We start from the raw sequence: 16,717 nt of genomic DNA on the forward strand, positions 1-16,717 counted from the left end.
CGTCGGCGGCCGGGGCCTGCTCCGATGCTACCGGGGCCGCCGGCGCGGCGGCGCTGGACTTGGGCGCTGCGCCCGCCGATCCTGCGGACGGCCGAGCGGCGGGACGCGCCGAGCCGTTACCGGCGGCCGGCGCGGACGCGTAGGCCGAGCGCAGCTTGCGCGCGACGGGGGGTTCGATCGTCGAGGACGCCGACCGGACGAACTCGCCCAGTTCCTGCAGTTTGGCGAGGGCGTCCTTCGACGTGATGTTGAGCTCCTTGGCGAGCTCGTGAACGCGGACCTTGGCCACATTTCTCCTGTCTCGGTCCGCGCCGGACAGGTGGCGGACCGTCTATTCCGTACTGCCGCTTCCGTTGCGCGGGGCGCGGTCAGCGGCGATGAGAGAGCACAGTGACGTACTCATCGGGAGGCACTCATCGGGTTTCCATCAGTGTTCTGACCCGCTTTCAGGTTGACGGTCGTCCCAGGGACGGGTGATGTCCCCGGGACGTGCTGTGCGATCCAGGACTCGACGTCGGTGGCGTCGACCGCGGCCCGGAAGGACCGGTCGAACGCCCGGCGCGAGAGCGCCCGGTGCAGGCACTGCGGCTCCGGATGGAGCCACGCCCCGCGGCCAGGAAGGCGGCGACGCACGTCCACTCGCAGTCGGGGACTGGAGGAGGAGAGGCGGACCACCCGCACGAGCAGGTGCTGGGGGTCCCGGCGGCGGCACCCGACGCACGTGCGCACGGGTCCCTCGCGGTTGTCCCAACCGTTCAAGTCTAGCCCCTGTTCCCGGCGCGCCACGAACCGGGGCGTGTCAGCGATTCCCGGCAGCGCCGTCGACCGCGGCGTCCGGGGTCGACGTCGGTCCGCCGGCGCGGTCGCGGCTCGCCGCGGTATCTGCCGCGATGTCGATGTGCCAGCCCGTCAGCTTGGAGGCGAGCCGCACGTTCTGCCCCTCCTTGCCGATGGCGAGGGACAGCTGGAAATCGGGCACGACGACCTTGGCGGACCGGCTCGCCGCATCGACGATGGTCACCGAGCTGACCCGCGACGGCGACAGCGCGTGGGCGATGAACACCGCCGGGTCGTCGGACCAGTCGACGATGTCGATCTTCTCGCCCGCGAGCTCGCTCATCACGGCCCGGACGCGGGACCCCATCTCGCCGATGCAGGCGCCCTTGGCGTTCACTCCGGGCACCCGCGCGGCGACCGCCATCTTGGTCCGGTGCCCGGCCTCGCGTGCCAGCGCCACGATCTGGACGCTGCCGTCGGCGATCTCGGGGACCTCGAGCTCGAACAGTTTGCGCACGAGCCCCGGGTGCGAGCGGGACAGCAGGATGGACGGCCCCTTCATGCCGCGGTGGACGTCGACGACGAACGCGCGGATTCGGTTGCCGTGCTTGTAGTCCTCCCCCGGCACCTGCTCGGGCGGCGGGAGGACCCCCTCGACGGTGCCGAGGTCCACCTGGATCATGTGGGCGCTGCGGCCCTGCTGGATCAACCCGGAGACGAGTTCGCCCTCCTTGGCGCGGAACTCGCCGATGACGGCGTCGTCCTCGACGTCCCGCAGCCGCTGCAGGATGATCTGCCGGGCGGTGCTGGCCGCGATCCGACCGAAGCCGGCCGGGGTGTCGTCGTACTCGCCCACCGTGTTGCCGTCGTCGTCGGTCTCGGCCGCGTAGATGGTCACGTGACCGGTCTTGCGGTCCAGCTCCGCGCGAGCCTGGTGGGTGTGGCCGGTGCTCTTCTGGTAGGCGACCAGCAGGGCCTGCTCGATCGCCGGGATCAGCCGGTCCAGCGGGATCTCCCGCTCCTGCTCGAGGAGTCGCAGGGCGCTCATGTCGATGTCCATCTCAGGCCTCCTCGTCCTCGGCGGAGTCGTGCTGATCGGTGTCGTCGTGCTGGTCCCGGTCCTCGTCCTCGGGGGCCGTGAACTCGACCTGGACGCGCGCGGAGGTCACCGTGGCGTAGGCCATGCGCACCGGGTCGCCGTCCTTCGGCTTCGTGCCCTTGGCACCCTCGAGCCGCGGGACGAGGGTCGCTTCCGTCTCGTCGGCTGCCGTGAGCCGGCCCACGACGGTCGACCCGGAGGTCGTCACCACCGAGACCAGGCGCCCGACCGAGCGGCGCCAGTGCCGCGGTTCCGTCAGCTTCCGCTCGGCCCCGGGCGAGGACACCTCGAGGTTCACGGGACCGGGCAGGGTGTCCGGCTGCTCGTCGAGCGCGTCCGACAGGCGGCGGGACACCTCGGCGACCTCGTCGAGGGACAGCGAACCGGACCGGTCCTCCGGCAGGTCGACGACCACGCTGAGCGTGCGCAGCGTCGCGGGCCCGTGCACCCGGATCTGCTCCAGATGCAGGCCGGCGTCGGCGACCAGCGGGGCGAGCAGAGCCTCGACGCGTTCGACGTCGGCCGCCGCCGGCTGCGCGTTGCGCCGTGGCACCGGCGCGTGCTTCTGGCCGGACCTGGCCGCCATCATGACCTCCTGCTACGTGGTTGTGCTCCAGCCTAACGACATTACCGTGTCCCGGCGCCGGGTCGGGACACCGTCCGCCGGGACGGCCGGCATGCCGGGTGACGGGCGGTTCACCGTGGCAGGATCGAGGGTCATGGGAGCGAGCCGGGCCGGGTCGGGGACTCCCCACCGTGCTGTCCGACGCCGGCCGTGGCTGCTGGCCCTCGGTGGGGTGCTGGTGTTCGTGCTGGTCGCCGCGCTGAGCGCGGTGCTGCTCCGACCCCTGCTGGTGCCCGGGTCCCCGCCCGTGCCGGCCGAACGCTCCCGGGCGGAATCCGCACGGGAGGTCGCGGCCACCGCGCTGGCCCGGCTGGACGGCGACGTGCGTCTGCTGCTGCGCCGCGGCGGGACGACCCCGGCGGTCCGGGCGCAGCTGACAGCGGTGATCCCGGCGATCGACGTGCACCGGCGGCTGCTGGCCGGCGCCGGGGCCCCCACCGCGACCGGGTCGGCGACGCGTGCGGGGGTCAGCCCGGCGACGGTCGCCCGTGCCCTGCAGGACGTCGGGGTGCGCAGCCTCACGGATGCGGCCGGCCTCGGCTCGCCGGCCGTCGCGTCGGGGGGCCCCTCGTCCACGACGACGTCGGCAGGGGTGCCCTCCCCGTCCCCCGCATCGGCTGCGGAGGGCGGGATCGCCCGGGTCCTCGCCGCGACCGGCGTCGCCCAGGTGCAGTGGGCCGACCGCCTCGCCGGCGCCGCCGGCGTCACCCTGCCCGACGCGACCCGGCGGATCGGTGGCACCACCAGCGCGGGCGGACCCACCACGCCGTCGGCCTGCCCGAGTGCGACCCCGACCGGCGCCGCCCCCGGGACCCCGACGTCCGACCCGTCCTCTCCGAGTGCCACGCCGTCCCCGTCCCCCGCGCCGGGTCCGGCCGAGGCCCTCGCCCGGGCGCAGCTGACCGAGCAGCGGGCCGTCTACACGTACGAGGTGCTGCGCGCCCGGGCCGGTGCCGCCCTGCCCGTGGCGACGACCGCGGAACGGGCGCACCGGCTCCGGCTGGCCACCGCCGCCGAGGCCGCCCGGGCGCTCTGCCGGGCCGTCGAACCGCAGCGGCCGGCGTTCGCCGTCGACCACGCCGTTCTCGACACCCCGACGCGGGCGACCGCGGCGATCGCCCGGCTCGAGCAGGACTCCACGCTGGCCTGGGGCGATGTCGTCGCCTTCGGCGACGCGACCCTCCGCGCGCGGGCCGTGCCGCTCCTGCTCGACGCCGCGCGCGCCCGGACGGCCGTCACCGGAAGCATCGCCGCCGCCCCCGGACTGAGCGACGACCTCGTCCCGGGCACGCCGGCGTCCGGCCCGGCGACACCGGGATCAGCGGCAACGTCGGGATCGGCAACGTCGGGATCGGCAACGTCTCGGTGCGTCGGGTCGTCGGGCCGACCACCACGGCCATGCCGCCACTCGGTCCCGCCGGCGACCACCGGGTCCACCACCACCACCGCCGAGCCGAACGCCCCGCGCGGCCGCAGCGGACCGGGTGAGGCAAGCCGAACCTTCCTGGCACGAACCCCGCTCCGGGTGTTGGATGCCGTCATGGACCAGCCGCAGCCCCGCCTCCACGACCGCCCCGAGCCGCACGCCGCCTCCGGCCTGTCCCAGCGCCTGAACCGGCTGCGCGCCGGGGTGCTGGGCGCCAACGACGGCATCGTCTCGGTGGCCGCCGTCGTCGTCGGCGTCGCGGGCGTCACGACGGAACCGGGCCCGATCCTCGTGGCCGGCGCCGCCGCCGTCATCGGCGGTGCCGTGTCGATGGCGCTCGGCGAGTACGTCTCGGTCAGCAGCCAACGGGACACGGAACAGGCGCTCATCGCCAAGGAGACCGCCGAACTGCGGGACGATCCCGACGGCGAGCTCGCCGAGTTGACCGAGCTGTACCGGGAGCGGGGCCTGCGCGAGGAGACCGCCCGGCAGGTCGCCATCGAGCTCACCGAGAAGGACGCGCTCAGCGCCCACCTGTCCATGGAGCTGAACATCGACCAGGACGACGTCGTCAGCCCCTGGCACGCGGCGTTCGCCTCGTTCGGGGCGTTCCTCGTCGGCGCGCTGCTGCCGATGATCGCGATCCTGCTGCCGCCGGCCGGCTGGCGGGTACCGGTGACGATGGTCGTGACCCTCATCGCCCTGGCGATCACCGGCGCCGTCTCGGCGCGCCTCGGCGGGGCACCGCAGCTGCGGGCGACGCTGCGGCTGGTCATCGGCGGCGCGCTGGCCCTCGCCGCGACCTTCCTCGTCGGTCAGCTCCTCGGCGTCTCCGGCGTCGGCTGATCCACCGGCCGCGGGCGCGCCAGGCGACCGACCAGCGAGGGGACGGCAGCACGCCGGCCCCTCGCCGTTGCTCAGGCGCGCAGATCCGCGAGGATGTCGGAGCCGAGCTTGAGCACGAGCAGCGCCACGACGACGAGGAACACCACCCGGATGAAGCGGCTGCCCCGGGCGACGGCGGTGCGGGCACCGAGGTAGCCGCCCACCATGTTCGCCGCGCCGAGGATGAGGCCGAGCCCCCACAGCACCGAGCCGTGCGGGACGAAGAACAGCAGGGCGCCGATGTTGGTGGCGACGTTGACGATCTTGGCCTTGGCACTGGCCTGCAGGAACGCGTAGCCGAGCACGGTGACCAGCGCGATCACGAGGAACGAACCGGTGCCCGGACCGAGCAGCCCGTCGTAGAAGCCGATCACCGCGCCGATCAGGGCGGCCAGGCCGTGGTGGCGGCGGCCCTGGTGGCGCAGCCGCGTGACCTGGCCGGCGTCCGGTTTGAGCGCGGTGAAGACGGCGACCGCGATCAGCGCGACCAGGATGACGGGCTTGAAGACCTGCTGCGGCAGGCTCGCCGCGACCACGGCGCCGCCGACGCTGCCGGCGAGGGCGAACCCGGCCATCGGCAACGCGGTGCGCAGATCCGGCCGGACCCGCCGGTAGTAGGTCACCGCGCTGGTGGTGGTGCCGAACACGGAGCCCATCTTGTTGGTGGCCAGGGCCTGCACCGGCGTGATGCCCGGTACCAGCAGCATGGCCGGCAGCTGCAGCAGACCGCCCCCGCCGACCACGGCGTCGACCCAGCCGGCGGCCAGGCCGGCGACGATCACCATGACGATGACGGCGGGGTCGGCGGCCTCCAGGCCGGTGGTCACGAGCGGGTCGTCACGGGTCGGGCCGGCACGCGGCGGCCCTCAGGAGCCACGGACGACGCCGCACAGGTGCCCGAGCGCGTCGGCGACCGGCACGGTGACGCTCTCGCCCGTGCGACGGTCCTTGACCTCGACGACGCCGTCGGCCAGGCCGCGGCCGACGACGACGACGGTGGGCACCCCGAGCAGCTCGGCGTCGCCGAACTTCACGCCCGGGGAGGTGCGGGGTCGGTCGTCGTAGAGGACATCGAGGCCGGCCGCCTCCAGGTCGGTGGCCAGCTGCTCGGCGGCGGCGAAGATCTCCTCGCCCTTGCCGGTGGCCATCAGGTGCACGTCGAACGGCGCGACCGCGCGGGGCCAGACGAGACCCTTCTCGTCGTGGTTGCTCTCGGCGAGGGCGGCGACGGCGCGGCTGACGCCGATGCCGTACGAGCCCATGGTCACGATCACGCGCTTGCCGTTGGCGTCGAGCACCTGCAGGTCGAGGGCCTCGGCGTACTTGCGGCCGAGCTGGAAGATGTGACCCATCTCGATGCCGCGGGCCAGCTCGAGCGGCCCGGAACCGTCGGGCGCCTCGTCGCCGGCGCGCACCTCGCTGGCCTCGATCACGCCGTCGGCCACGAAGTCGCGCCCCGCGGTCAGCTCGAACACGTGCCGGCCCGGCTGGTTGGCGCCGGTGATCCAGCGGGTGCCGTCGACGATGCGCGGGTCGAGCAGGTAGGTCAGGCCGGTGCGGGAGGTGGTGCCGAGGACGGGGGCGTCGAGGCCCACGCCGGGGCCGATGTAGCCCTTGACCAGGCCGGGGTTGGCGGCCAGATCCGCCTCGGTGGCGGCCTCGACCGCGACCTCGCCGGTGACGCCCAGGTGCTCCCCGACGGTCGCCTCCACGCGTTTGAGGTCGACCGCGCGGTCCCCGGGCAGACCGATCACGACGATGCGTCGCTCCCCCGTCGGGAGGGTGACGGCGATGACCACGTTCTTCAGCGTGTCCGCCGCGGTCCACGTGCGGTCCTCGCGGGGGAAACGCTCGTTCGCTACCGCGACGAGGGTCTCGATGGTGGGCGTGTCCGGGGTGTCCTCGATGTGCGCGGCGGGGGCGTCCGTGGCGTCCACGGGGGCGGGCGCCACCGTGGTGACGGCCTCCACGTTCGCGGCGTAGCCTCCGGCGGAGCGGACGAAGGTGTCCTCCCCCACCTCGGTGGGGTGCAGGAACTCCTCGCTGCGGGAGCCGCCCATGGCCCCGGAGACGGCGTTGACCGCGACCACCTCGAGGCCGAGCCGGGCGAAGATCCGCACGTACGCGGCGCGGTGGGCGTCGTACGCGCGCTGCAGGCCCTCGTCGTCGGCGTCGAAGGAGTAGGAGTCCTTCATGATGAACTCGCGACCGCGCAGCAGCCCGGCCCGGGGCCGGGCCTCGTCCCGGTACTTGGTCTGGATCTGGTAGAGGTACACCGGCAGGTCCTTGTAGGACGTGTACATGTCCTTGACCAGGAGGGTGAACATCTCCTCGTGGGTGGGCGCGAGCAGATAGTCGGCCTCGCGCCGGTCCTGCAGGCGGAACAGGTTCTCCCCGTACTCCGTCCAGCGGTTGGTCACCTCGTAGGGCTCCCGCGGCAGCAGGGCCGGGAAGTGCACCTCCTGGGCGCCGATCGCGTTCATCTCCTCGCGCACGATGGCCTCGACCCGACCCAGCACCTTCAACCCGAGCGGCAGCCACGAGTAGATGCCCGGGGCGGCGCGGCGGATGTACCCGGCGCGCACGAGCAGCCGGTGGCTGGCGACATCGGCGTCGGCGGGGTCCTCGCGCAGCGTGCGGAGGAAGAGCTGGGAGAGGCGGGTGACCACGGGGGCGGGATCCGATCGTCGGCAGGAGTCGGGCCGATCCGGCCCTCAGCGAGTGTATTACAGGGCGTCCGACGGCCCGTGGCGGCCGTCCGAGGCCGGGAGCACGGCACCCGGTCCCGGCACCGGCGGCTGCCGGCTCCGTAGACTGGCGCCTGCGTTCGACCCCGTCCCCACCGGAAGGATCCCCATGAGCCACGAGACCACGACCCCGGTCGCCACCACCGTCGCCCGCACGCTGTTCCGCGTCGGCCTCGGCGGCGTGCTGGTCGCCCACGGTTCGCAGAAGCTGTTCGGCTGGTTCGGCGGCGGCGGCATCGAGGGGACGAGCCAGGGCATGCACGCCATGGGGTTCCGGCCGGCGAGGACCAGTGCGCTGCTGGCCGGCGTCGGTGAGGCGGGGGCGGGACTGGCCCTCGCCCTGGGCCTCGGGACGCCGGTGGCCGGCGCCGCGGCCGCCACGACGATGGGCGTGGCCGCCAGCGTGCACACCCCCAACGGCTTCTTCGCCACCGAGGGCGGCTTCGAGTACCCGGCGGTGCTCGGTCTGGCCGCCACGTCCTTCGCCGTCGGCGGACCCGGCCGCGCCTCACTGGACGCCCTCACCGGCCACGTGCTGGACCGGCCGTGGATGCGGGCGGTCGCCGTCGCCGCCATCCCGGTGGCGATCGGCGTCCAGGTCCACCGCCGCCGTCAGGCGCTCGCCGCGGACGCGACGCCGGAAGCGGCGGTCACTCCGGTCGAGGAAGGCTCGACCGACCCCGCCTGAGCCGACCTCCGAGGATCCGAGGATCGGCGGCAGCGGCACCGTCTCAGTCGGTCGGGGTGCCGGTCATCGCGGCGATCTGGATGAGGTTGCCGCAGGTGTCGTCGAACACCGCGGTGGTCACGGGGCCGTGGTTCACCGGTTCCTGGGTGAACACGACGCCGAGGCCGCGCAGGCGCTCGAACTCGGCGGTGACGTCGGCGACGCCGAAGCTGGTGAACGGGATCCCGTCGGCCACCAGGGCGTCGCGGAACGGCCCGACCGCGGGATGTTCGGCGGGCTCGAGGGAGATCTGCACCCCGTCGGGGTGCTCGGGCGAGGAGACGGTCAGCCACCGGTGCGGGCCGCCGAGCGGGATGTCCTGCTGCGGGACGAACCCGAGCGTGCCGGTGTAGAACTCGAGCGCCTTCTGCTGGTCGTCGACGAAGACGCTCATGGTGGTGATGATCATGACTGCTCCCGGGTGGTCTTCGATGGGCTGGTGTCGGGGGTGCGGCGGGGCAGCCGGTCGAGCCAGTCGTGGACCGGCGCCAGCCCCTCCGCGCGCAGGTGGTGAACGGTGGTCCGCCCGCGGGTGCTGACGGTGAGCACGCCGGCCGCCTTCAGGACGGTGACGTGTTTGGCCACGGCCTGGCGGGTCAGGGCCAGGCCGTGCCGCTCGAGCAGCCGGACGGTCAACTCGAACAGCGTCTGGTCGTTCCGCTCCGCCAGCTCGCCGATCAGGGCCCGTCGGGCCGGATGGGCGATGGCGGTGAACCCGTCGTCCACGGCGTCAGAATAGGCAACTCACGGGTTGCTTGTCCAGGGGCGTATGACCTCGTGTGTCCCGTGCACGCCACCGCGGACTTGCGGCAGCACCCGGTCGTCGTCTGGGCTGAGCGTGTCCCCCCCGGGGGCGCCCACCATCCCGAGCGGCCGAGAGACCTGGCTCCACGACGCCGCAGCAACCACTCTCCGGAGCCGGTGCTACCGCCAGGTGCGATGGAGCTGATGTGCCGATGACCACGACCGTTTCCCCTGTGCCCGCGTCCTTCGTCCCGCCGGTCGACCCCGCCGCCGAGTACGCGCGGGTGCACGCCCGGTTCGCCCCGATCTTCGCCCGCATCGCCGAGGGCGCACGGCGTCGCGACCAGGAGCGGACCCTCCCCCACGAGCCGGTGCGGTGGCTGGACGAGGCAGGATTCGGCGCGCTGCGGGTGCCGGCCGCGCACGGCGGCGCGGGGGTCTCCGTCGAGACGGTGATCCGGGTGCTCGTCGACCTGGCCGCCGCCGACTCGAACGTCGCCCACCTCTACCGGTCCCACCTCGGGTTCACCGAGTCGCTGCGCTGGCAGCCGGAGGCGGTGCGGGAGCGCTGGTACGGCCGGATCGCCGCCGGCCAGACCGTGGGCAACGCCTCGACCGAGCGCGGCGGCAACGCCCTGGGCACGGTGAACACGACGCTGGGCCGCGACGAGGCCGGCGTCTGGCGACTCAACGGCACGAAGTACTACACGACCGGCACGATCTTCTCCGACCACACCCGGGTCAGCGCCGCCCTCGACGACGCGCCCGGCCGCCGCTTCGCCGTCGTCCCCGTGACCGCGGTCGGCGTCACCGTCGAGGACGACTGGGACGGGTTCGGGCAGCGCCTGACCGGCACCGGCACCGCCACGTTCACCGACGTCCTGGTCGACGACGTCGACGTGCTGGACCGCGTCGTCGGCTCGGCGGAGGCCGTGCACGAGGCCGCGTTCTTCCAGCTCGTGCTGCTCGCGGTCCTCGCCGGTATCGCCCGGTCCGCGCGCGACGACGCCGCGACCCTGGTCGCCGGCCGGGCGCGCACCTTCAACACCGGGTCGGGCCTGCCGTTCCGGGAGGACCCGCTGATCCAGCAGGTGGTCGGCCGGATCGCCGCGAACGCGTTCGCTGCCGAGGCCACCGTGCTGGCCGCCGCCCGCAGCCTCGACCGGGCGCTGGTCGGCGCCCCGGCCGCCACCGGCGCGGGCGAGGAACCGGCGCCGGCCACCCAGGCGCAGCTGCGGGCGGAGGTCGACGTCGAACAGGCCCAGGTGACCGTGCCCGAGCTCGCGCTGGCCGCGGCGCAGCAGCTGTTCGAGGCCGCCGGCGCCTCCGCGACCAGCACCGCGAAAGGGCTGGACCGGCACTGGCGCAACGCCCGGACCGTCGCCACCCACAACCCCGCGGTGTTCCGGGCCCGCGCCATCGGCGACTGGTACGTCAACGGAACCCCGCCCGAGGGGCTGAACGCCATCGGCGACGCCCGCCCCTCCCCCGGGTCGCGGCCGTGACCGCGGCGTCCTCCGCAGTGGCCACCAGCGCACTCGCGAAGCGCTCCCACGACGTGTTCAATGGCGCTATGGCGAACGGACACGAACGACTCGACGACGACGAACTGGCCCCCTATCTCGTGCACCACCTGCTCGCCGCCGGCTCCGGTCTGCGTCTCTTCCGGGCGGTGAGCCGCACGTGGGGGTCGACGGAGCACGGACCGGCACTGCGCCGTCTGACCGCGGACGTGGACGCCGACCGCCGCGACCTGGCGGCCCTGATCCGCCGGCTCGGCTACCGGATCCCCCCGGTGCGCCGGGTGATCGGCATCGCCTCGGCCACCGTCGCCCGGCTCGATCCGATCAACCCCCTGCGCCGCCGCGGCACCCAGGCGGCGCAGATGGAGATCGAGGCGCTGGAGTCCGCGGTCGACATGAAGGAATCGCTGTGGGACACCCTGCTGGTGCTGCCGGCGGACACGGGACTCGACCGGCCGGCCCTGCAACGGCTGCAACGGCGCGCCGGTGACCAGCGCGAACAGCTCACCGCGATCCGTCGCGCGACGGCGCCGGCCCGCTTCCTGCGCTGAGCGTCCCTCAGAACAGGACGGTGGCGAACCGGCCGACCGGGGTGAAACCGACGTGGTCGTACACCGCGCGGGCCCGGGCATTGAAGTCGTTGACGTAGAGGCTGACGACGGGCGCGCGGAGGCGGGCGAGGGTGACGACGTCGGCCATGAACCCCGCCGCGAGCCCCTGACCGCGGAAGCGCGGATTGACCCAGACGCCCTGCACCTGGCTGGCGCGGGCGCTGATGGTGCCCAGGTCGGCCTTGAACACGAGGTCACCGTGCCGGTCCCGGTGGATCAGGCACTGCCCGCCGGCGATGAACCCGCGCACCCGCTCGCGGTAGGACTGCTCCCCCGCCTGCAGCGGGCTGTACCCGACCTCCTCGGTGAACATGTCCACGGACGCCGGGAGCACGACGTCGAAGTCGTCCTGCGCGGCGACGCGCACCAGGCCGGGCCCGCGCACGGGCACCTCGGGGCCGACGGCGAGGAGCGGCTGGTCGGGCCGGACGTCGAACGGGTGCGGGCTGCGGCCCTTGATCTCGTCCCACAGCGGCAGCACCGCCTCGGCCGGACCGAAGATCGAGGAGAACCTGCGGCGCATCGCCACCAGGGCGTCCGCGATCGGGGCGGCGACATCGGCGGTGGTGCCGAGCGGCACGATGTTCGCGCCGGCCCAGCACGCCGCGGTCAGCCGACCGCCGGTCAGGTGGCCGAGGATCCGGCCGGTGCCGGCACTGATGCCGCGGGAACCGAGCTGCGCGTCGAGGAAGATGTTGGCGACCGGATCGGCGGCGATCAGCTCGCGCAGGATCGCCGTGTCCGCGGCGACGAGCTCGCGGACGCCGTCGCCGCCGGCCGGCACGGGGGTACGCAGCTCAGCCGACGGTGACCACGGGGTTGCCCTGGACGGCATCCTCGTCACCGGTCTCCCCCATCTCCTCCGCGATCCGCATGGCCTCATCGATCAGGGTCTCCACGATCTGGTCCTCGGGCACCGTCTTGACGACCTCGCCCTTGACGAAGATCTGGCCCTTGCCGTTGCCGGACGCGACGCCCAGGTCGGCCTCCCGGGCCTCGCCGGGGCCGTTGACGACGCAGCCCATGACGGCCACGCGCAGCGGGACGGTCAGGCCCTCGAGACCCTCGGTCACCTTGTCGGCCAGCGTGTAGACGTCGACCTGCGCCCGCCCGCAGGACGGGCAGGAGACGATCTCGAGCTTGCGCGGCCGCAGATTCAGCGACTGGAGGATCTGGTTGCCGACCTTGACCTCCTCCACCGGCGGGGCGGAGAGGGAGACGCGGATGGTGTCGCCGATGCCCTGGGACAGCAGCGCCCCGAACGCGGTGGCGGACTTGATGGTGCCCTGGAACGCGGGCCCGGCCTCGGTCACGCCCAGGTGCAGCGGCCAGTCACCGCGCTGCGCGAGCAGCTCGTACGCCCGCACCATGACGACCGGGTCGTTGTGCTTGACGGAGATCTTGAAGTCGTGGAAGTCGTGCTCCTCGAACAGCGAGGCCTCCCACACGGCCGACTCGACCAGCGCCTCCGGCGTCGCCTTGCCGTACTTGTCCATGATCCGCTTGTCGAGGGAGCCGGCGTTGACGCCGATCCGGATCGAGGTGCCGTGGTCCTTCGCCGCCTGGGCGATCTCCTTGACCTGGTCGTCGAACTTGCGGATGTTGCCCGGGTTCACGCGGACCGCGGCGCAGCCGGCCTCGATCGCCGCGTACACGTACTTGGGCTGGAAGTGGATGTCCGCGATCACCGGGATCTGCGACTTCTTCGCGATGATCGGCAGCGCGTCGGCGTCGTCCTGGCTCGGGCACGCGACGCGGACGATGTCGCAGCCCGACGCGGTGAGCTCGGCGATCTGCTGCAGGGTCGCGTTGATGTCGGTGGTGGGCGTCGTCGTCATGGACTGGACGCTGACCGGGTAGTCGGACCCGACGCCGACGCTGCCCACCATGATCTGGCGGGTCTTCCGGCGCGGTGCGAGCACCGGCGGCGGTGAAGCGGGCATTCCCAGGCTGACCGAGGTCAAAGTCTCTCCTCACGGATCGGTGGACCGACGTCCATTATCCCCCTCCGACCGTTCGGTGCCGACCCGCCGGCCGGATCGTTCGCCGGCAGCGTGGGGACGGCCGGCTCGGACGACGCCGCGTCAGAAGATGCTGATGGGTTTGACGATGTCGGCGAAGATCAACAGCGCCCCCATCACGAGCAGGAGCCCGGCCACCACGTACGTCACCGGCATCAGTTTCGCGATGTCCACCGGGCCCGGGTCGCGGCGGCGGAACACCCGGGCCACGCCGCGGCGGGCCGCCTCCCACAGGGCGCCGGCCACGTGGCCGCCGTCCAGCGGCAGCAGCGGGATGAGGTTGAACACGAACAGGGCGATGTTGACGCTGCCGACCAGGCCGATCAGCCCGGCCACCTTGGACCGGACGTCGATCTGGTCGGTCGCGGCGACCTCGCCGGCGATGCGCCCGACACCCACGACGCTCATCGGCCCGTCCGGGTCCCGCGGGGCGTCGCTGAACGCGGCCTGGCCCACCTCGACCATCCGCTGGGGCAGGTGCAGAACCACCCCGACGACCGCGCCGATGTTCTGCCCGACCGTGGGCAGCACCTCGGTGATCGGCTGGGCCACCATCCGCTGTTCGGGTCCGATGCCGACGAACCCCGCCCGCGTCGTCTGCACCGTGCCGTTCGCGTCGCGCACCGGGGTGCCCTTCGCGTCCAACACCGAGACGTCGTTGACGACGGGGGTGATGGTCGAGCTCACCCGGGTGCCGTCGCGGTCGACGACGATGGGGACCGTCCTGCCCGCACTCTGGCGGATCAGGGTGGTCAACTGGTTCCAGGAGGTGACGTCGGTGCCGGCGAAGGCGACGATGGTGTCGCCGGGCTGCAGCTTCGCGGCCACCGCGGGGGACGGTTCGTCCGTGGCCAGGCAGTCCGTCTGGCCGGTCCGCTGCTGCTGCTCGGCGGTGACGACACACTGACTGAGCGACCCGACCGTCGTCGTCGGCTGCGCGGTGCCGAAGCCCATGATCAGGACCCCGATCAGCACGGTGCCGATGAGCAGGTTCATGAACGGGCCGCCGAGCATGATGATGATCCGCTTGATCACCGGCAGCCGGTAGAACATGCGGTTCTCGTCGCCGGGCCGCAGCTCGGCGGCGGAGGCGCGGCGGGCGTCGTCGGCCATGGTCTGGAACACCCCGGTGGTCGAGGCGCGAACCCGGCCGTCGGCGGTGGCCGGCGGGTACATGCCGATCATGGCGATGTAGCCGCCCGCCGGCACGGCCTTGATGCCGTACTCCGTCTCACCCCGGCGCACGGAGAACAGCGTGCGGCCGAAGCCGATCATGTACTGGGTGACGCGGACCCCGAACAGTTTGGCGGGTACCAGGTGACCCACCTCGTGCAGCGCGATCGAGACCACGATCCCGACGACCACGACGAGGACGCCGAGGATGAAGAGCAGTACTGTCATGGCCGTCCTGCGGGGTGGTGTCGGTCGGGGTGTCAGCGCGAGGCGAGCAGCTGCTGGGCGCGGGCCCGCGCCCACCGTTCGGCCTCGAGAACAGTATCCACGCTGAGCTGCCCGTCGGCCCGGTGTTCGCTGAGCACCCGCTCGATGGTCTCGGTGATGCCGAGGAAGCCGAGCCGCCCGGCGTGGAACGCGTCGACGCACTCCTCGTTGGCGGCGTTGTAGACGGCCGGGTACGTCGAGCCGGCGGCGCCGGCGCGGCGGGCCAGCACGACGGCGGGGAACGCCTCGTCGTCCAGCGGCTCGAACCGCCAGTCCGCGGCCGTCGTCCAGTCGATCGGCACCTCCGCATCGGGCACCCGGTCCGGCCACCCCATCCCGAGCGCGATGGGCACCGCCATGGTCGGCCTGCCGATCTGCGCCACGACGGCGCCGTCGACGAACTCGACCATCGAGTGGATGTACTGCTGCGGGTGGACCACGACGTCGATCGCGTCCATGGGCACGTCGAAGAGCAGGTGCGCCTCGATCACCTCGAGGCCCTTGTTGACCAGGGTCGCCGAGTTGGTGGTGATCACCCGGCCCATGGCGAAGTTCGGGTGCGCGAGGGCCTGGGCCGGGGTCACGTCGCGCAGCTGGTCACGGGTGCGACCGCGGAACGGTCCACCGCTGGCGGTGACGACGAGCCGGCGCACCTCCGCGGCGGTGCCGGCGCGCAGGCTCTGGGCGATGGCGCTGTGCTCGCTGTCGACCGGCACCAGCTGGCCGGGCGCGGCCTTCGCCTTCACCAGCGGGCCGCCGACGATGAGCGATTCCTTGTTGGCCAGGGCGAGGGTGGAGCCGGCGTCCAGCGCCGCCAGGGTGGGCCGCAGCCCGATGGACCCGGTGATCCCGTTGAGCACGACGTCGGCGCCGATCGCGGCGATCCGGGCGGCGGCGTCGGGCCCCTGCTCGATCTGGGGCCGGTGCTGGCCCGGCCGTCCGGCGGCGCGGGCGGCGTCGTCGATGGCGTCCTGCAGCTGCGCGGGGTCACCGGTCGCGATGCCGACGGCCTCGGCGCGCACGGCGACGGTCTGCTCGGCGAGCAGGCGCAGGTCCCGGCCGCCGGCCGCGAGCGCGGTGACGCGGAATCGATCCGGGTTGGCGCGGGCGACGGCGATGGCCTGCGTGCCGATGGACCCGGTGGACCCGAGCAGGCTCACCGAGCGGCGCCGTCCGCCGTCGGTCGGCCGGATCGGGCCGGGCGGGAGGGGGTCGTCGTCGCGGGTCACCGGCATCCGTCCAGTATGCCGCCCTCATCGCCGATCACGCCGCCGGCCGGGTCAGAGGTCGGTCAGCCCCTTCACCAGGAGGGAGGCGGCGCCGAGGTACGCGATGGCCACGACGATGCGGCGGGCCGCGGCGGCGGGCACGTGCGGGGCGATCCGCTGGCCGAGCAGCAGTCCGCCGGCGGTGCAGGCGATGATCGTGACCCACTGCCACGGCTCCAGTCCGGGCATCCGGCCGCCGGAGGCGACCCACTTCGCGCCCAGCGAGCACAGGCCGAGGGTCAGGAAGTAGGGCTGCAGGGTCGCGGCGAAGGAGCGATGCGGCCAGCGGCTGAGCAGTGCGTAGACGCTCACGGCCGGGCCGCCGATGCCGGCCGCGGCGTTCATCAGACCGGAGGCGACGCCGCTCGTCGCCAGCGTCAGCGGACCGGAGAGGACGACGGAGGTGCGGGTCAGCAGCACGGAGATGGTCAGCGCGACGACCAGCAGTACGCCGATGGAGATCTCGACCACCGGCCCGGGAAGCGATGCGGCGAGCCAGGCGCCGGGCACGATGCCGACCAGCGCGCAGCCGGCCAGCGCCGCGTACCGGCGCCAGTCCACGTCGCGCCGGACCAGCAGCAGCGCCATCGACGCCGAGACCGCCGCGCACAGGTTGACGAGCATGACGCCGTCGAACGCGCCGAGCGCGAGGACGAGCACCGGGGAGACGACGAGCGCGAACCCGAGACCGGAGATGCGCTGCGCCACGGCCCCGACGACGACGGCGGCGAGGACGAGGGCGAACACCCGGGTCACTCTACCGACGCCCTCCCCCCTCCCCCAGGTCGTCAATAGATGTTCCATCGGGGCCCGAATCGAGCCCT

General features: G+C 73.3%; 17 protein-coding genes, 1 pseudogene and 1 riboswitch. Of the genes and pseudogenes, 5 read left to right on the forward strand and 13 right to left on the reverse strand.

Annotation, left to right across the window (positions count from 1 at the left end):
* The 4 genes from IEX22_RS13890 to rimP all read right to left on the reverse strand — a co-directional run.
* The coding region (locus IEX22_RS13890; protein WP_188668999.1) for a translation initiation factor IF-2 N-terminal domain-containing protein at positions 1-289 on the reverse strand (289 nt) is incomplete at its 3' end.
* Between the two features lie 110 nt (positions 290-399).
* Positions 400-786: a YlxR family protein gene (locus IEX22_RS13895; protein ID WP_306464465.1), complete on the reverse strand. Its 387-nt coding sequence runs from the start codon at positions 784-786 to the stop codon at positions 400-402.
* A gap of 13 nt (positions 787-799) precedes the next feature.
* Positions 800-1,837, reverse strand: coding sequence for a transcription termination factor NusA (gene nusA / locus IEX22_RS13900; RefSeq protein ID WP_188669001.1), 1,038 nt, complete (start codon positions 1,835-1,837; stop codon positions 800-802).
* A gap of 1 nt (position 1,838) precedes the next feature.
* Positions 1,839-2,462: a ribosome maturation factor RimP gene (gene rimP / locus IEX22_RS13905; RefSeq protein ID WP_188669002.1), complete on the reverse strand. Its 624-nt coding sequence runs from the start codon at positions 2,460-2,462 to the stop codon at positions 1,839-1,841.
* 133 nt (positions 2,463-2,595) lie between these two features.
* On the opposite strand from rimP, the pseudogene IEX22_RS15920 reads away from it, so the two are divergent.
* Positions 2,596-3,759: pseudogene (locus IEX22_RS15920) on the forward strand (DUF4439 domain-containing protein); the annotation flags it as partial.
* A 282-nt stretch (positions 3,760-4,041) separates the two neighbouring features.
* Positions 4,042-4,773, forward strand: a complete 732-nt coding sequence (locus tag IEX22_RS15925; RefSeq protein ID WP_229660057.1) for a VIT1/CCC1 transporter family protein — start codon at positions 4,042-4,044, stop codon at positions 4,771-4,773.
* A gap of 71 nt (positions 4,774-4,844) precedes the next feature.
* Here the strand turns inward: IEX22_RS15925 and IEX22_RS13915 are convergent, their stop codons facing one another.
* Together IEX22_RS13915 and IEX22_RS13920 are read right to left on the reverse strand one after the other, a co-directional pair.
* Complete coding sequence (locus tag IEX22_RS13915; protein WP_188669027.1) at positions 4,845-5,597, reverse strand: sulfite exporter TauE/SafE family protein; 753 nt, start codon at positions 5,595-5,597, stop codon at positions 4,845-4,847.
* Positions 5,598-5,678: 81 nt separating this feature from the next.
* Positions 5,679-7,481, reverse strand: a complete 1,803-nt coding sequence (locus tag IEX22_RS13920; protein ID WP_188669004.1) for a proline--tRNA ligase — start codon at positions 7,479-7,481, stop codon at positions 5,679-5,681.
* Positions 7,482-7,668: 187 nt separating this feature from the next.
* Here IEX22_RS13920 and IEX22_RS13925 point away from each other — a divergent pair, with 187 nt between their 5' ends.
* Complete coding sequence (locus tag IEX22_RS13925) at positions 7,669-8,247, forward strand: DoxX family protein (protein WP_188669005.1); 579 nt, start codon at positions 7,669-7,671, stop codon at positions 8,245-8,247.
* A 43-nt stretch (positions 8,248-8,290) separates the two neighbouring features.
* Here the strand turns inward: IEX22_RS13925 and IEX22_RS13930 are convergent, their stop codons facing one another.
* Both IEX22_RS13930 and IEX22_RS13935 read right to left on the reverse strand, forming a co-directional pair.
* Positions 8,291-8,695: a VOC family protein gene (locus IEX22_RS13930; RefSeq protein ID WP_188669006.1), complete on the reverse strand. Its 405-nt coding sequence runs from the start codon at positions 8,693-8,695 to the stop codon at positions 8,291-8,293.
* Positions 8,692-9,012, reverse strand: coding sequence for an ArsR/SmtB family transcription factor (locus tag IEX22_RS13935; RefSeq protein WP_188669007.1), 321 nt, complete (start codon positions 9,010-9,012; stop codon positions 8,692-8,694). Before IEX22_RS13935 ends, IEX22_RS13930 begins: the two co-directional genes overlap by 4 nt.
* Before the next feature lie 131 nt (positions 9,013-9,143).
* Positions 9,144-9,232, forward strand: a riboswitch (SAM riboswitch).
* 10 nt (positions 9,233-9,242) lie between these two features.
* Here IEX22_RS13935 and IEX22_RS13940 point away from each other — a divergent pair.
* A complete protein-coding gene (locus tag IEX22_RS13940; RefSeq protein ID WP_188669008.1) occupies positions 9,243-10,535 on the forward strand; it encodes an acyl-CoA dehydrogenase family protein in 1,293 nt (430 codons plus the stop codon).
* Positions 10,536-10,603: 68 nt separating this feature from the next.
* Positions 10,604-11,104 (forward strand): hypothetical protein, encoded by a 501-nt coding sequence (locus tag IEX22_RS13945; RefSeq protein ID WP_188669009.1) that lies wholly within the window; start codon positions 10,604-10,606, stop codon positions 11,102-11,104.
* A 7-nt stretch (positions 11,105-11,111) separates the two neighbouring features.
* Here IEX22_RS13945 and IEX22_RS13950 read toward each other — a convergent pair whose 3' ends face one another.
* The 5 genes from IEX22_RS13950 to IEX22_RS13970 form a co-directional block, all read right to left on the reverse strand.
* The gene (locus tag IEX22_RS13950) at positions 11,112-11,948 is read right to left on the reverse strand and encodes a GNAT family N-acetyltransferase (protein WP_229660053.1); all 837 of its coding nucleotides are present in this window, start codon (positions 11,946-11,948) and stop codon (positions 11,112-11,114) included.
* A 13-nt stretch (positions 11,949-11,961) separates the two neighbouring features.
* Positions 11,962-13,128, reverse strand: a complete 1,167-nt coding sequence (gene ispG / locus IEX22_RS13955; RefSeq protein ID WP_188669011.1) for a flavodoxin-dependent (E)-4-hydroxy-3-methylbut-2-enyl-diphosphate synthase — start codon at positions 13,126-13,128, stop codon at positions 11,962-11,964.
* Between the two features lie 120 nt (positions 13,129-13,248).
* Positions 13,249-14,586 carry a M50 family metallopeptidase gene (locus tag IEX22_RS13960; protein WP_188669012.1) on the reverse strand — a complete coding sequence of 446 codons (1,338 nt, stop codon included), beginning with the start codon at positions 14,584-14,586 and terminating at the stop codon, positions 13,249-13,251.
* Positions 14,587-14,618: 32 nt separating this feature from the next.
* Positions 14,619-15,860 (reverse strand): 1-deoxy-D-xylulose-5-phosphate reductoisomerase, encoded by a 1,242-nt coding sequence (gene dxr / locus IEX22_RS13965; protein ID WP_188669013.1) that lies wholly within the window; start codon positions 15,858-15,860, stop codon positions 14,619-14,621.
* A gap of 45 nt (positions 15,861-15,905) precedes the next feature.
* On the reverse strand, positions 15,906-16,640 hold the full coding sequence (locus IEX22_RS13970; protein WP_188669014.1) for a sulfite exporter TauE/SafE family protein: 735 nt from the start codon (positions 16,638-16,640) through the stop codon (positions 15,906-15,908).
* Positions 16,641-16,717 lie beyond the last annotated feature (77 nt).

Source organism: Tersicoccus solisilvae (genome assembly GCF_014643255.1).
Lineage (GTDB): Bacteria > Actinomycetota > Actinomycetes > Actinomycetales > Micrococcaceae > Tersicoccus > Tersicoccus solisilvae.

Excerpts from the sequence above, each read along its gene's own strand:
- nusA (WP_188669001.1), bottom strand. The coding sequence starts at position 1,837 with ATGGACATCGACATGAGCGCCCTGCGACTCCTCGAGCAGGAGCGGGAG.
- rimP (WP_188669002.1), bottom strand. The coding sequence starts at position 2,462 with ATGGCGGCCAGGTCCGGCCAGAAGCACGCGCCGGTGCCACGGCGCAAC.
- IEX22_RS15925 (WP_229660057.1), top strand. The coding sequence starts at position 4,042 with ATGGACCAGCCGCAGCCCCGCCTCCACGACCGCCCCGAGCCGCACGCC.
- IEX22_RS13915 (WP_188669027.1), bottom strand. The coding sequence starts at position 5,597 with ATGGTGATCGTCGCCGGCCTGGCCGCCGGCTGGGTCGACGCCGTGGTC.
- IEX22_RS13925 (WP_188669005.1), top strand. The coding sequence starts at position 7,669 with ATGAGCCACGAGACCACGACCCCGGTCGCCACCACCGTCGCCCGCACG.
- IEX22_RS13930 (WP_188669006.1), bottom strand. The coding sequence starts at position 8,695 with ATGATCATCACCACCATGAGCGTCTTCGTCGACGACCAGCAGAAGGCG.
- IEX22_RS13940 (WP_188669008.1), top strand. The coding sequence starts at position 9,243 with ATGACCACGACCGTTTCCCCTGTGCCCGCGTCCTTCGTCCCGCCGGTC.
- IEX22_RS13945 (WP_188669009.1), top strand. The coding sequence starts at position 10,604 with ATGGCGAACGGACACGAACGACTCGACGACGACGAACTGGCCCCCTAT.
- IEX22_RS13960 (WP_188669012.1), bottom strand. The coding sequence starts at position 14,586 with ATGACAGTACTGCTCTTCATCCTCGGCGTCCTCGTCGTGGTCGTCGGG.
- dxr (WP_188669013.1), bottom strand. The coding sequence starts at position 15,860 with ATGCCGGTGACCCGCGACGACGACCCCCTCCCGCCCGGCCCGATCCGG.